The organism is Micromonospora sp. NPDC049107, from assembly GCF_040648595.1.
GTDB lineage: Bacteria > Actinomycetota > Actinomycetes > Mycobacteriales > Micromonosporaceae > Micromonospora.
The window spans coordinates 344,762-358,492 of the sequence record NZ_JBEZEC010000004.1; the positions used below are offsets into that span (position 1 = coordinate 344,762).

Genomic DNA, 13,731 nt, shown 5'->3' on the forward strand with positions numbered 1-13,731 from the left:
GGGATCAGTCGACCACGGTGCCGGCGGCCACGACCGCACGCAGTTCGCTGACGTCGAGCGAGCCGGTCGGCACGTCCCGCTCGATCGGGTAGTACATCCGCTGGACGGCGGCAACGATCGCCTCCACCACCCGGTCGCGGAAGCGGGGATCGACGAGCCGGGCGCGGTCCACGGGCGAGGTGAGGTAGCCGACCTCGACCCGGACCGCCGGCATCCTCGTCAGTCGCAGCAGGTCCCACGCCTTGGCGTGCGTACGGCAGTCCCGCAGCCCGGTCCGCGCCACGATCTCCCGCTGCACCAGACCCGCCAACCGTTCACCGGTCGCCGAGGTCACCCCGTTGTCGGTGCCGTAGTGGTAGGTCGCCACCCCCTCCGCGTCCGGGTTGGCGTGCCCGTCGAGGTGCAGGGAGATGAACACGTCGGCACCGAGCGAATTCGCCAGCAACGCCCGGTCGGTGTCCGGCAGGCACGCGTCGGGCGCCGGACCCCGGGTGAGCTGAACCCGGACCCCGGACGCTGCGAGTCGTCCCTCCAGCCGGCTCGCCAGGTCGTGCACGAGGTCGGCCTCCGTCCAGCGCAGCGGGCCGTCCGGCACCACCATCCCGGGGTCGGTGCCACCGTGGCCGGGGTCGATGACCACCGTCTTACCGACCAGCGCCGGTCCGGACTGGCGGATCGCGTCGGACTCGCGCAACCACTGGGGGCGACCGCCGACGACCTTGCGACCGATCCGGCGCAGCGCGTCCATCGTGTGCGGGCCGCAGGAGCCGTCGGGCGTGAGACCCACCTCGCGCTGGAACTGGGCCACGGCCCGGGACGTCCGGATGCCGTAGATGGCGTCGGCGCGGCCGACGTCGTACCCCATCTCCAGCAGCCGTTCCTGCAGCGACCGGACATCCTCGCCGGTGAGCGGCTCGGGGACCGCGTGGTAGAGGGTGCGGGCACCGAGTCGCCAGCGTGCGGCCTCCAGCGCGCCCCAGGTCTCCGAGCCGACCCGGCCGTCCACGCTGAGCCCCCGCGACTGCTGGAACGCGCGGACCGCGCGTTCGGTGTCCAGGTCGAACTCGTCGCTGTGCGGGCCGGCGGCGGCGAGTAGGTCGAGGCCGGTGAGGATGGTACGGATCTCCGTGACCGCAGGTCCCCGGTCTCCGGGTCGGATCGGACGCACGCACGACCCCCTCTGCACGAGTCTGGCTGGCCGGGCGGCGGCCCTGAGCTTGAGGCTATGCGTTCCGGACCGGTGACGGGCTCGGGCCGGGAAAAACACCGAACCCCGCACCCGACGAGCGGGCACGGGGTTCGGTGGTGTCTGCGCTGATCAGAGGGCCGACTCGATGAGCCGGACCAGCTCACCCTTCGGCTTGGCGCCGGCGATCGACTGCACGGGCTGGCCGTTCTTGAAGACGGTGAGGGTCGGCACCGACATGACCCGGTAGGCCCGGGCGGTCTCCGGGTTCTCGTCGATGTTGAGCTTCACGATGGTGACCTGGTCGCCCATCTCGCCCGCGATCTCCTCGAGCAGCGGCGACACCTTACGGCACGGCCCGCACCACTCGGCCCAGAAGTCCACCAGCACCGGCTTGTCGGCCTGCAGCACGTCGGCGACGAAACTCGCGTCCGTGACCGCCTTGGTATTTCCCACTATTGCCCTCCTCCGGGATGTGTTTCCTGTTTCAGCTGAGCGTCGCGATGAACCGCTCGGCGTCGAGCGCGGCGGCACAGCCGGTGCCGGCCGCGGTGATCGCCTGGCGGTAGGTGTGGTCGACCACGTCACCGGCGGCGAAGACGCCGGGCACGCTCGTCCGGGTGCTGGGGGCCTGGACCTTCACGTAGCCCTCGTCGTCCAGCTCGACCTGGCCCTGGAACAGCTCACTGCGGGGGTCGTGGCCGATGGCCACGAACACGCCGGTCACGTCCAGCACCTTGGTCTCGCCGCTGTGTACGTTGCGGACCCGTACGCCGGTGACCTTGCCGTCAGCGCCCAGGACCTCTTCGACGGTGCTGTTCCACTCGACCTTGATCTTCTCGTTGCTCAGCGCCCGGTCGGCCATGATCTTGCTGGCCCGGAAGGAGTCGCGTCGGTGGATGATGGTCACCGAGTCGGCGAAGCGGGTGAGGAAGCTGGCCTCCTCCATCGCCGAGTCACCACCGCCGACGACGACGATGTGCTGGTTGCGGAAGAAGAAGCCGTCACAGGTGGCGCACGAGGAAACACCGTGGCCCAGGTACTCCTGCTCGCCCGGCACGCCCAGCGGACGCCAGGCCGAACCGGTGGAGAGGATCACGGCGCGGGCGCGGTAGGCGGTCTCGCCGACCCACACGGTGCTCGTCGCGCCCGAGCCGGCGTCGCCGGTGTCGACCAGCTCGACCCGCGTCACGTCGTCGGTCAGGAACTCGGCGCCGAACCGCTCGGCCTGCTTGCGCATGTTGTCCATCAGCTCGGGGCCGAGGATGCCGTCGGCGAAGCCGGGGAAGTTCTCCACCTCGGTCGTGGTCATCAGCGCGCCGCCGGATTGCGAGCCCTCGATGATCAGCGGCTTGAGGTTGGCGCGCGCCGCGTAGACCGCCGCCGTGTAACCGGCCGGGCCGGAGCCGATGATGATCAGGTTGCGGACCTCGTCCACTGCCGTCTCCCGAGTTGTGTGTGTTCGGCGTCGGCGCGCGCACCGATGCTGATCCGAGTGCCGACGCCTGGGGGGTGCCGGCAGCTGACTTCCAGAACGTCATCGTACGAAGCGGGGATTCCCGAACCGGGCAACCGGTGGGTCAGGTCACGTGGACGCTCATCGTGCTGCGGATTCACCCTACCCGCGCGGAATACCGGCTGTCCGAGCCGGACCCGGGTACGCCGCACTCGGCGCCGCTCACCCAGGCCCAGCGCGATCCGGTCGCGTCGGTGAACCGGATGACGAGCGCCTGCTCGCCCTGGAACCGCGCGTAGTCGATCATTTCGACGGCGAGTGGACCCGAGCCGTGCTCCGCCGCCACGGACGACAGGCACGTGCTCAACGCGGCCTCGGTGGTGAGCCGGGCGAGCTGATTCGACCCGTCGGGGGAAGGTCGTCGCTCACCTCCGGTGTCCGCCCCGGGCTGCTCACGGGGGCCACTGCCGCTCGAACCCAGCAACGGGGACGACGGGCTCGGCGTGCCGCCGAGGCTCTGCGGGGTGTAGTCGGTGCCGCTGTGCAGGGTCGGGCCGGACGTGCGGACCGTCTCGCCGGCGGCGAGGTCACGAGGCGCGTTGACCGGACGCTCCATGGCACCGCTGTCCGCGGTGTTGGTCGAGAGGTGACTGAGCCCCAGACCGACCGCGACGACGGCGGCGGCCGCGACGGCCACCGGGGTGGCGGCGCGGACCCAGCGACGCCGCCGACGACCCGGGCCGGTGGGGCCGCGCCCCGACTCGGCGGGGAACGAGGTGGTGGGCCGACGTCCACCCTGCGCCGGCACGGTCACCGGTGTGGCGTCGGCCGGCGGGGTGTCCGCCGCCACCAGCGCGGCGGCGATTCGTTCGGCCACGGCGGACGGCAGCTCCGGTGCGGGCTCGGCCCACCGGGTCAGGTCGCTGCGGACCTGCGTCACCGCGGAGGCCAGCAGCGCGTACGCCTCAGCCCAGGCCGGGTCCGTGGACACCAGTTCGGCGATCCGGGCCTGCTGCGGGGTGCCGTCCAACGCTCCGCCGAGGTAGTCAGCGAGCAGGTCGGCGTCGACCTCCCGGAACTCCTCGGTCGTCACGTGTCCTCCTGATTGGCGTCCTGCCGGATGCGAACCGACCCCGATCCGACGCCCTCGGCCGGGCGTGGGTTCCCCGTCGTGACGTCGGGCACGTCCGGTTCGACCGGTCCGGGGCGCGTCGGCGGGGGGCGGAGGTGCCCGAGCAGCACCGCCAACCGGGCCCGGCCCCGGGCGCACCGGCTCTTCACCGTCCCCTCGGCGACCCCGAGGATGCGGGCCACCTCGGCCACCGGGTAGCCCTGCACATCCACCAGTACCAGGGCGGCCCGCTGCTCGACCGGAAGCGCGGCGAGCGCCGCGCGAACGACGAGCGCGGTGTCGTGGTCCTGCACGGGCGCGGCCGGCTCGACGCCGCCGGTGCCCGACCCGTCGGCCCGGTTGCCGTCGGGCAGCGGCACCGTGGGGTGCGCCTGCCGGCGGCGGATGCGGTCCAGGCAGGCGTTCACCACGATCCGGTGCAGCCACGTGGTGACGGCGGAGTCACCACGGAAGCGGGCCGCCGCGCGGTGCGCCGACAGCAGGGCGTCCTGGAGCGCGTCGGCGGCCTCCTCACGGTCGCCGAGGGTCCGCAGGGCCACCGCCCAGAGCCGATCGCGGTGCCGGTGGAACAGGGCCGCGAAGGCGTCCCGGTCGCCGGCGACGTGGGCGCGCAGCAGCTCCAGATCCGTTGCCGCGTCGCGCCCGTCCATCACCGCGTCCGGCTGATGCGGTGTCCGGGGCGTGCCGTGCGGCTCACGAACCCTGGACCGTGATCTCCTGCACTCCCAGCTTGAAGCCGCCGTCGTCGCCGTTGGGCGGCAACTCGGTGAACCAGAGCAGCAGGTACCGGTACTTCTGGTCGGCGTCGAAACCGTTGAAGGTCATCGTGGTGCCGTCGTGCTCCTTGAGGACACCGATCTCCGTCTTGTAGTTCGACACCATCGACTTGTCGCCGTTGGAGGTCGCCGGGTAGGTCGTCGTGCCGGCGAGCAGCTTCGCGGTGGCGCCTCGACCGGAGAGCACGGCCTGTACCGACTTCACCGTGTGCGGGGCGCCCAGGTCGAGCCAGACACCCATGCCGGACTTGAGGTTGCCGTACGTGGCGTTCGGGTAGCGGTCGGTCTCCCAACCCTTGTCGTTGTCGCCATCGGTCATCTTCTTGGCGCCGTCGAGCTCGTCCCGCGGGGCGCTGTCCGGGTCGATGATCCGGATGTCCTGCACCTTGAGATTGCGCACCGTGGCGGCGGCCGGGGTGGCCTCGCCGGCCGGAGCGCTGGCACTCGGCGTCGCCCCGGCGGTCTCCTGCGGGTCCTTGTCGTCACCGCCGAGCGCGCTGATGCCGATGAGCAGGCCGACCAGCGCGACCGCCAGCAGACCGGCGATGCCGATGGCGACCTTGCGACCGCCCGCGGCGGCCAGCGGCGACGGCTCTTCCCCGGTCTCGGCGGTGAACCGCAGCGGCCCGCCGTTGTCGAGGTAGTGCTCCTCCTCGGCCGGCACGTCCAGCCGGGCCAACTCGGCCGCCAGCACGTCGGACGACGGCGGCGCGATGTCGGCGTCGAGCAGGTCCATCGTCAGGTCGTCCAGGTACGCGGGCACACCGGCCCGCACCTGGCGGGGCGCCGCGAGGGCGGCTCCGGCGTCCCGGACGGCGTCGGGGATGGCGGCCCGCCCGTGACCGGCGGTGGCCCCGCGCAGCGGCGCCTCGGTGTGCGGCCAGTGACCGGTCAGCGCGAAGTAGAGGACGCCGCCGACCGCCCGGATGTCGCTCTCCTGGCTGTCGTCGCCGTCGGTGCGGGCGTCGGCCAGGACCACGCGGCCATCATCGCTGATCATGACGGTGCCGGGGTGGACGTTGCCGTGCACCATGCCGGTGGCGTGCACCGCGGCCAGCGCGCTGGCGACGGCGTTGCCGACAGCGGTGGCGCGAGCCGGGTCCAGCGGACCATCGGCGGCCAGATCGCGCAGCGACTGCCCGTCCACCCACTCGCGGACCACGTACGCCCGCTCGGCCTCGTCGATGGCGTCGTACACGCCGACGAGGTTGGGGTGGATGACCCGGCTGGCCGCGACGGCCGCCTGAAGCATCTCGGTGGCGGAGTCGCCACCCGGGTAGCGCAGCACCACCGCGACAGGGCGGCGCAGGATGACGTCGACCCCGCGCCAGACCAGCCGACCCGCGCTGTCGTTGTTGATGTGCTCGACCAGCTCGTAACGCTCGGCGAGGATCTCACCGGCCGTGGGAGCACCGAAGGTCATGATCGGAGGAGCGCTCTCGTCCGCCTCCTGACCCTCGCCGACCTGGGTCACCCGTCCTCCCTCGGTGATCGTGTCGATCGATGGACCCGTACTGCTGGGCATGTGGCTTCCCGCTCTGCCGTTGAAGGAACCGGCCAACCGGTGTCGGCGCCTGCCGTACCCGTCGAGAGCGACCTTACCCGGGTTGCCCGTCTCCCCGACATGTCATCTTCTTGCCGTACCCGGCGGGGTGCCGGGGATCGGGGAAGTCGTCCGGTTACGACCGTTGTCAGCCACGTTGCTGGCACATGTACTAGCTAATCTACGGCTTCACCACAAGTGACCGACGTCGGGGCCGGGCCGGGCGTGCCGCCCTCGTCCACCAGCCGGTTTCCCGCCGATCGGACGCCCACGCTCAGCCGTACGGCTGGTTATCCACAGGCCGATCCGGCGGCTGACCGGTGAATCGCGGAGTTATCCACAGGGACATCCCCAGGCTGGTGATCGCCGGTCACGTTCCGTGTGGCCGAGACTGTGGGTGCGGCTCAACGACCGAGACGCCGACGGACCATGCCGACAACCTCGGTGATCTCTCCGATCCGCAGCGCCATGGCGAGCCCGAGGTAGGTCCCGCCGATCACGGCGCCACCGATCACGAGCTGAAGGACGGCCTGTATCCAGCTCGGCGTGTCGCCGCCGGGCAGCAGGCTCACCACGAGCAGGCCGACCAGGGCGGCCCCCAACGCGGCCACGAGGACCCGGCCGAGCGTACGCAGGATGGCGCCCATCCCGATCCGGCCGATCCGGGGGCGCAGCAGCCACGCGGAGGCGAACGCCGCCGCCAGGTAGGACACGGCGTTACCGATCATCATCCCGGCCGCCGCGAAGTGCGCGGCGAAGGCGACGTAGAGCACCACCTGCACGCCGATCCGCAGCGCGACCACGGGAATGTTGATCAGCGCCGGGGTGCGGGTGTCCGGCAGGGCGTAGAAGGCGAAGGTGAAGAGCTGGCTGATCGCGAACGGCACCAGTGCCAGGGCCGCGAGGAGCAGCACCAGTGAGGTGTCGGCGGCGTTCTCGTCGGTGAACGCGCCGTACCGGAACAGCGTCACGGCCAGCGGGGTGGCCAGCACCGCGTAGCAGACCGCGATCGGGGCGAGCACCGCCGAGACCGTGCGGGTGCCCCGGGACAGGTCGGCGGCGACGTCGGCGTAGCGGCCGTCGGCGGCCGCCGCGCTCATCCGGGGCATCAACGCCGTGATGATCGAGACGGCGATGATGCCGTGCGCCATCATCAGCAGCAGGAACACGTTGTTGTAGATCAGCGGACCGGCGGCGTTCTCCTTGCCCGCCCTGTTCAGCAGGTTGAACAGCACGATCAGGCCGACCTGGCTGACCGCGACGTAGCAGAACATCCAGCCGCCGAGGCGGCCCAGCTCACGCAGTCCGAGGGTGCGGAAGTCGAATCGGAGCTTCCAGCGGAAGCCGACCTTGCGCAGGGCCGGCAGCAGTCCGGCGGCCTGGATGGCGACACCGACCAGGGTGCCGCCGCCGATCAGCAGGATCCGGCCGGTGGTCATCTCGTCCGGCTTGACGATCGTCGCGCCGAAGATCGCGATGTAGAGGCCCGCCGTGGCGATCACCACGATGTTGTTCAGGATCGGCGCCCACATCGGCGCGGCGAAGTGCCCCCGGGTGTTGAGCACCGCGCTGATCAGGGCGCTGAGACCGGTGAAGAAGATCATCGGCAACATCAGGTACGACAGCGCCGTGACCAGATCCCGGAAGTCCGCCCCGGTCTTCTTGCTGGCGTAGAGCGAGGTCAGCACGGAGGCGAAGGCCACCGCCACCAGCGCCGCCGCGGCCAGCGCCAGCACCGCGAGGGTCAGCAACCGCTGGGCGTACGCCTGTCCGCCGTCGCTGTCGATCTTGCGGCGGCGGACCAGCACCGGGATCAGGACACTGGTGAGGATGCCGCCGAGCAGGAACTCGTACACCATCCCGGGCAGGATCTGGGCGGTCGTGTAGGCGTCACCCACCAGCGCGCCGCCGAGCGCGGCGGTCAGCGCGAGCGTGCGCAGGAAGCCCGTACCCCGGCTGACCAGGCTCCCGATCGCCATCACCGCGCTGTTGGCCGCAGCGCTCGTCTCGCCCACCTGTTCCTGCGGCGGAGCGGTCGACTCCATGGCCGGCTGGTTCAGCGGCTCGGCGGAGATGAAGGTGGCGCCGTCGGAGGGGCGGATGTTGGCTCCCGCACCACCGTCCCGCGCGGCGTTCGCGCTGCGGTAGAGCCCGCCGCTCATCTCCAGCCTCCCAGGGGTACGTCGAGCCGGGCACCGACCCGCACGTCACAGACCTTAGTCAACCCGCACCCGTTACCCGCGCCCGGCGGATCGGATCACACCCCGGCCCGATAGGCTGGCGATCCCATGTCCGAAGCCTCCGCTCCCCACGCCGCCGACCGCCGCGACCTCACCGCCGCGCAGCGCAACGCCGTCGCCGAACTGCTCCGGGTCTCCCCGGTCGCCGACGAGCTGGGCCGCCGTTTCGTCCGTGCCGGCCACGAGCTACACCTGGTGGGCGGTTCGGTACGCGACGCGCTGCTCGGCCGACTCGGCGACGACCTCGACTTCTGCACCGACGCCCACCCCGACGAGACGCTGCGGATCATCAAGGGCTGGGCCGAGTCGATCTGGGAGACCGGCCGCGAGTTCGGCACCATCGGCGCCCAGCGCGACGGCCTCCGGCTGGAGGTCACCACCTTCCGCGCCGAGTCGTACGACCAGGTCAGCCGCAACCCGGTGGTGGTGTACGGCACCAGCCTCGACGAGGACCTGAAGCGGCGCGACTTCACCATCAACGCGATGGCGGTCAGCCTGCCGGACCACCGCTTCACCGATCCGCACGGTGGGCTGGCCGACCTTTCGGCGCAGGTCATCCGTACCCCCAGCACCCCGCGGGAATCCTTCGGCGACGACCCGCTGCGCATGCTGCGGGCCGCCCGGTTCGCCGCCCAACTGCGCTTCGCCGTCCACCCGGACGTGCACGTCGCGATGACCGAGATGGCCGCCGACCTGGACCGGATCACCGCCGAGCGGATCCGTGACGAGTTCACCAAGCTGCTCTGCGGCGCGGACCCGATCACCGGGCTGCGTCTGCTGGTCGACACCGGTCTGGCCGAACGGTTCCTGCCGGAGCTGACCGGGCTGAAGCTGGAGATCGACGAGCACGCCCAGCACAAGGACGTCTACGAGCACACGCTGACGGTGGTCGAGAACGCGGTCTCCTACGAGGAGGAGGGCTGCGACTTCGTCCTGCGGATGGCCGCCCTCATGCACGACGCGGGCAAACCGGCGACGAAGGCCGTCGGGTCCGACGGCCGGGTCAGTTTCCACCACCACGAGGTGGTCGGCGCCCGGCTGACCAAGGCCCGGATGAAGGCGATGCGGTACCCCAAGGAGATCACCGCGAAGGTGACCGCGCTGGTCGCGCTGCACCTGCGCTTCTACGGGTACGGCCGGGGCGAGTGGACCGACTCGGCGGTGCGCCGTTACGTCGCCGACGCCGGTGACCTGCTGCCCCGGCTGCACAAGCTGACCCGCTCGGACTGCACGACCCGCAACCGTCGTAAGGCGGCCCAGCTCGCCGCCGACTACGACGCGCTGGAGGAGCGGATCGCCCGGATCGCCGCCGATGAGGATCTGGCCCGGGTACGCCCCGACCTCGACGGCAACGCGATCATGGAGCTGCTCGGCGTACCTCCGGGGCCGATCGTCGGGCGGGCCTGGAAGCACCTCAAGGAACAACGCCTGGAGCACGGCCCCCTGGACCGCGACGCCGCCGAGGCGGAGCTGCTCCGCTGGGCCCGCGCCGAAGGCCTGATCCCCTAATCTGCCCCACCCCCGGTCGCGCCGAGCCCCACCGAACGCCGCCAAAGCGTAAGGAAGGGCCCCCTATACAACGCCAGGCGATAACAGGGGGCCCTTCCTTACGCCTCAGGCGTCGAGGGTGGGCTTGGTTGCTCCGTTCGTGGATGCCGAGCCGAGGCGGGCCAGCAGGCCGGCCAGGTCGATGCCGGTGAGGTCGCTGCCGAGCTGCAGACCCTGCGCCACGTTGCCGGCCACCGACTTCGTCAGCGACGACGCGCCGTCGGTGGAGATGACCGTCATCTTGTCGATCGCCCCGATTGGAGCGCTGGCCGCCTCGACGACCTGCGGCAGGACCTTGACCAGCAGGTCCAGCACCGCGGCCTCGCCGTACGCGGCGAACGCCTCGGCCTTGCGCGCCATCGCGTCGGCCTCGGCCCCACCCCGGGCCAGGATGGCCGCCGCCTCGGCCTGACCCTCGCGCTCGACGGCCTCGGCGATCGCGGAGCGCCGCCGCTGCTCGGCCTCACCCTCCTTGGCGCCCTCGATCGCGTTCGCCTCGGCGAGGGCCGCCCGTCGGGCCCGCTCGCCCTCACCGGTGAGCCGCGCCTGCTCGGCGGAAGCCTGCGCGGCGGCGATGACGGCCTGGCGCTGCGCGTCCGCGCTGAGCACCGCCGCGTTGCGGGCCGCCTCGGCCTCCTGCTCCACCTTGTACCGGGCGGCGTCGGCCGGCTTGCGCACCTCGGTGTCCAGTTGGCGCTGCTTGAGTTCGGCGTTGCGCTCGGCCACCTTCTGCTGCTCGGAGAGGATGGCCTGGTCCCGTTCCGCCTGGGCGAGCGGCCCGGCCGCGGCCGACCTGGCCTTCGCCGCGTCGATCTCCGCCTGGATGCCGGCCTGCTTGAGGGCCAGGTTGCGGTTCGCCTCGGCGATGGCCTCCTCGGCGAGCAGCCGCTCCTGCTCGGCCTGCTGCCGGGCCCGCGCCTCGGCGATGGCCGCGTCCTTGAGCACCCGGGCGGCCTCGGGGCGGCCCAGGTCCTGCAGGTAGGAGCCCTCGGCGAGGATGTCCTGGAGTTGGAAGGTGTCGAGCACCAGACCCTGGTTGGTCATCGAGTGCTCGGCCTCCTCGGCCACGGCGCTGGCGAACGCCGCCCGGTCCCGGATGACCTCCTCGACGGTGAGCCGGCCGACGATCGAACGCAGCGCGCCCGCCAGCACCTCCCGGGTGAAATTGTCGATCTCGTCCTGTTGGTGCAGGAACCGCTGGGCGGCCGCCCGGATCGCGTCCTCGGTGCCGCCGACCTTGACGATCGCCACGCCGTGCAGGTCGGCACGGATGCCCTGCTTGCTGACCGCGCCCCGGATGCCGACGTCGATCCGTCGGCTGGACAGGTCGAGCGACTGGAGCTTCTGCACCACCGGGAGCACGAAGACCGAGGCGCCGAGCACCACCTTCTGCCCGGAGGTGTCGGTCGACCGGCCGCCGTCGGCGGTGTGCGTGGTGCGTCCCTTGCGGCCCGTGACGATGAATGCCTCATTCGGCCCGGCCACCTTGATCCGGGACAGCACGAACAACACCAGGACGAGCGCGAGGACGACCGCGCCCACGACAGCTATCAACAGGGGCATGAAGGGGGGTCCTGTCTACGAGAAGGAATCAGTAGGTCTCGACGTGCACGCTTGTCTCACTCAGCGCCTGCACGACGAAGACCTGCGCGCCGAGCGGGATCGGCTGGTCGGCGCGGGCGTTGAGCTTGATCGGCTGGCCGGCGACGCGTACCCGCACCTCGCCGTACCCGTTGAGGGGTACCGGCGTGACGACCAGGCCGAGCGCGCCGACCAGGTCGTCGCGGGTGGGGGTGGCGTCGGTGCGCATGTTGCGCGCCGCCCGACTGAAGCGCGACGCCAGCCACGCGGTGGGCACGGCCGCGAGCACACCGCCGGCCGCCGCGCCCGCGATCATCCCGGGGGTACGGGCACCCAGCAACTCGTTCACGATCGCTCCGCCGAAGCCGAACGCTCCGGCGAAGCCGGCGACCGTCTCGGTGGAGATCGGGCCGTCCACGTCTGGGTGTCCGAAGTGGAGCAGCCCGCTACCGAGCAGGGCGAGCGCCAGCACCGCGACGCCGGCCCCACCGATGATCAGAAAGATGAGCGTCCCCGTGGCCACGACCTGCACGGTATCGACGCCGCGCAACGCCGATGAACGGTCGATCGGCTCAACGAGGCGCCACGCTCACCTCCAACTCGGACAGCTGTTCGGGCAGCGGCTGGCGGACGAGTTCGCGCCCCGTCGTGTCGGCCAGCACGACGTCACCCTGGTACGGCTGCCGGTAGAGCAGTCGGTCGTCTTCGACCCAGGCGGCGTCGGCGACCGGCAGCGGATTGACGACCCGCCCGGTGGCGGTCTCCACCAGCAGCGGCTCCTGTTGGCCCTGCACGACGACCAGGCGCCCGTCCGGCGACCAGGCCCACGGTCCGGCGGGATCGCCAGGTAGCGGCTCCGACCGGGTCGGTCGTCCGTCGTCGGCGGAGAACATCTGCACGCCACTTCGGGGGTGCCGGACCGCCTCGGACCGTGGCTTGCCCTGGGCGGTCTGTGGCAGTGCCACCTCCCGGCCGTCCCGGGTCCAGACGAAGGAGCACTGGTCGGTGCAGAAGTAATTCTTCCGGGACACCTCGTGGGTACGCTTCGTGCCGTTCCGCTCGACCACGACGAAGCCGAAGTGGTCCAGCGCGGTGGTGGTGAACAGGAGGCGGCGACCGTCCGGTGACCAGGTCGGGCGGTTCAGCGCACGGCCGACCTCGTGCCAGCGGGTCTTCCCGGTCGCCATGTCGACGAGGCCGACCTCGCGTGGACGGTCTTCCTCGATGACCGCCACCAGAGACCCGGCAGGTGCGGGAAAGATGCCGTCGTAGCGGTCGGTGGGCACGTAGCGGCCCCGGCTCCGGTCGAGCAGGAATCCGCCGCCCGAACCGCCGGTGAACTGTGCCCGGGTCACCACCCAGTTGCCGGGCAGCACCAGCGGTGTGAGGGTCCAGTTCGCTGCCGGGACGGGCCGGACCGACGGTGACGAGGTGATCGAGGGTGAGGGAGTCACGGTCGGGGGCGGCGTCGCCGGGTTCGGGGCCGGTCGGGGTCGGAGCAGCACGAATGGCACGGCCGTCGCGACGATCGCGACCATTGCCGCCGCGCTGATGACCAGTCGTCGCTGACGGCGCAGCCGGCGACCCCGGCTGAGCGCCTGGCCGGCGAGGCCCGGAGCGGGTGCGGCGCCGTTGGCGAGGTCGCGGACGGCCCGGCGGAGCATCTCGTCCAGATGCGTGGTCATCGCGTCACCCCCGGGCGGTCGGTCAGCTCGTCCAACCCCGGTACCAGGCGTCGGAGCCGGGCCAGCGCCCGGGAGCTCTGGCTGGCGACCGTTCCGGCCCGGCAGCCGAGGAGTGCCGCGGTCTGCTCGACGCTCAGGTCCTCCAGGTAGCGCAGCGTCAGCACGGCCCGTTGCCGTGGCGGCAGCGCCCGCAGAGCCTCCAGCAGCAGCAGGCGCAGATCCGTTTCGCTGCCGTCGTCGTCGGCTGCCGCCAGCTCCGGCACCTGGGCCACGGGCACCTCACTGCGCCGCGCTCGTCGTCGCCAGCCGGACACCTGATCGTGGTAGAGGATGCGTTTGACGTACGGCTCGGCGTCGCCCCTGATCCGCGGCCAGCGGGAGTACGCCTTCGCCAGCGCGTTCTGCAGCAGATCCTCCGCCGCGTGCTGGTTCCCGGCCAGCGCGTACGCGACGCGCAGCAGGGCGGCGCCCCGCTCCTCAACGAACGTGGTGAACTCCCCGTCGACATCCGCCACCGCCCACCTCCGTAGTTCAGACGCCGAACGGCAGCGGAACTTTGCCTCGTCGCGGGGGACAATGGGTTT

The 13,731-nt window shown here is 71.5% G+C and carries 12 protein-coding genes; 1 reads left to right on the plus strand and 11 read right to left on the minus strand.

What is annotated here, in order from left to right:
* Window positions 1-4: 4 nt before the first annotated feature.
* The 7 genes from AB0B55_RS12765 to murJ all read right to left on the minus strand — a co-directional run bounded on the left by AB0B55_RS12765 (window position 5) and on the right by murJ (window position 8,255).
* A complete protein-coding gene (locus AB0B55_RS12765) occupies window positions 5-1,168 on the minus strand; it encodes an N-acetylmuramoyl-L-alanine amidase (RefSeq protein WP_357131314.1) in 1,164 nt (387 codons plus the stop codon).
* A 150-nt stretch (window positions 1,169-1,318) separates the two neighbouring features.
* On the minus strand, window positions 1,319-1,642 hold the full coding sequence (gene trxA, locus AB0B55_RS12770) for a thioredoxin (protein WP_007453873.1): 324 nt from the start codon (window positions 1,640-1,642) through the stop codon (window positions 1,319-1,321).
* A 31-nt stretch (window positions 1,643-1,673) separates the two neighbouring features.
* Window positions 1,674-2,624: a thioredoxin-disulfide reductase gene (gene trxB, locus AB0B55_RS12775; protein ID WP_357131317.1), complete on the minus strand. Its 951-nt coding sequence runs from the start codon at window positions 2,622-2,624 to the stop codon at window positions 1,674-1,676.
* Window positions 2,625-2,799: 175 nt separating this feature from the next.
* Window positions 2,800-3,735 carry a hypothetical protein gene (locus tag AB0B55_RS12780; protein WP_357171753.1) on the minus strand — a complete coding sequence of 312 codons (936 nt, stop codon included), beginning with the start codon at window positions 3,733-3,735 and terminating at the stop codon, window positions 2,800-2,802.
* The gene (gene sigM, locus AB0B55_RS12785; protein ID WP_357131323.1) at window positions 3,732-4,424 is read right to left on the minus strand and encodes an RNA polymerase sigma factor SigM; all 693 of its coding nucleotides are present in this window, start codon (window positions 4,422-4,424) and stop codon (window positions 3,732-3,734) included. The genes AB0B55_RS12780 and sigM overlap by 4 nt, the downstream gene beginning before the upstream one ends.
* 43 nt (window positions 4,425-4,467) lie before the next feature.
* Window positions 4,468-6,075, minus strand: coding sequence for a protein kinase family protein (locus AB0B55_RS12790; RefSeq protein ID WP_357131326.1), 1,608 nt, complete (start codon window positions 6,073-6,075; stop codon window positions 4,468-4,470).
* A 422-nt stretch (window positions 6,076-6,497) separates the two neighbouring features.
* The gene (gene murJ, locus AB0B55_RS12795; RefSeq protein WP_357171755.1) at window positions 6,498-8,255 is read right to left on the minus strand and encodes a murein biosynthesis integral membrane protein MurJ; all 1,758 of its coding nucleotides are present in this window, start codon (window positions 8,253-8,255) and stop codon (window positions 6,498-6,500) included.
* A gap of 126 nt (window positions 8,256-8,381) precedes the next feature.
* On the opposite strand from murJ, the gene AB0B55_RS12800 reads away from it, so the two are divergent.
* Window positions 8,382-9,842, plus strand: a complete 1,461-nt coding sequence (locus AB0B55_RS12800; protein ID WP_357131332.1) for a CCA tRNA nucleotidyltransferase — start codon at window positions 8,382-8,384, stop codon at window positions 9,840-9,842.
* 105 nt (window positions 9,843-9,947) lie between these two features.
* On the opposite strand, the gene AB0B55_RS12805 is transcribed toward AB0B55_RS12800, so the two are convergent.
* From AB0B55_RS12805 to AB0B55_RS12820, 4 genes are read right to left on the minus strand one after another with little or no spacing between them, the layout of a single operon-like run.
* The gene (locus AB0B55_RS12805) at window positions 9,948-11,444 is read right to left on the minus strand and encodes an SPFH domain-containing protein (protein ID WP_357131335.1); all 1,497 of its coding nucleotides are present in this window, start codon (window positions 11,442-11,444) and stop codon (window positions 9,948-9,950) included.
* A gap of 28 nt (window positions 11,445-11,472) precedes the next feature.
* Complete coding sequence (locus AB0B55_RS12810; protein ID WP_357131797.1) at window positions 11,473-11,994, minus strand: hypothetical protein; 522 nt, start codon at window positions 11,992-11,994, stop codon at window positions 11,473-11,475.
* Window positions 11,995-12,034: 40 nt separating this feature from the next.
* Entirely contained in the window at window positions 12,035-13,147 is a 1,113-nt protein-coding gene (locus tag AB0B55_RS12815; protein ID WP_357171757.1) for a hypothetical protein, read from the minus strand.
* Window positions 13,144-13,662, minus strand: a complete 519-nt coding sequence (locus AB0B55_RS12820) for a SigE family RNA polymerase sigma factor (RefSeq protein WP_357171759.1) — start codon at window positions 13,660-13,662, stop codon at window positions 13,144-13,146. The genes AB0B55_RS12815 and AB0B55_RS12820 overlap by 4 nt, the downstream gene beginning before the upstream one ends.
* Between the last annotated feature and the right edge of the window lie 69 nt (window positions 13,663-13,731).

Coding starts and splice junctions, on each gene's coding strand:
- sigM (WP_357131323.1), bottom strand. CDS start 4,424: ATGGACGGGCGCGACGCGGCAACGGATCTGGAGCTGCTGCGCGCCCAC.
- AB0B55_RS12790 (WP_357131326.1), bottom strand. CDS start 6,075: ATGCCCAGCAGTACGGGTCCATCGATCGACACGATCACCGAGGGAGGA.
- murJ (WP_357171755.1), bottom strand. CDS start 8,255: ATGAGCGGCGGGCTCTACCGCAGCGCGAACGCCGCGCGGGACGGTGGT.
- AB0B55_RS12800 (WP_357131332.1), top strand. CDS start 8,382: ATGTCCGAAGCCTCCGCTCCCCACGCCGCCGACCGCCGCGACCTCACC.
- AB0B55_RS12805 (WP_357131335.1), bottom strand. CDS start 11,444: ATGCCCCTGTTGATAGCTGTCGTGGGCGCGGTCGTCCTCGCGCTCGTC.
- AB0B55_RS12815 (WP_357171757.1), bottom strand. CDS start 13,147: ATGACCACGCATCTGGACGAGATGCTCCGCCGGGCCGTCCGCGACCTC.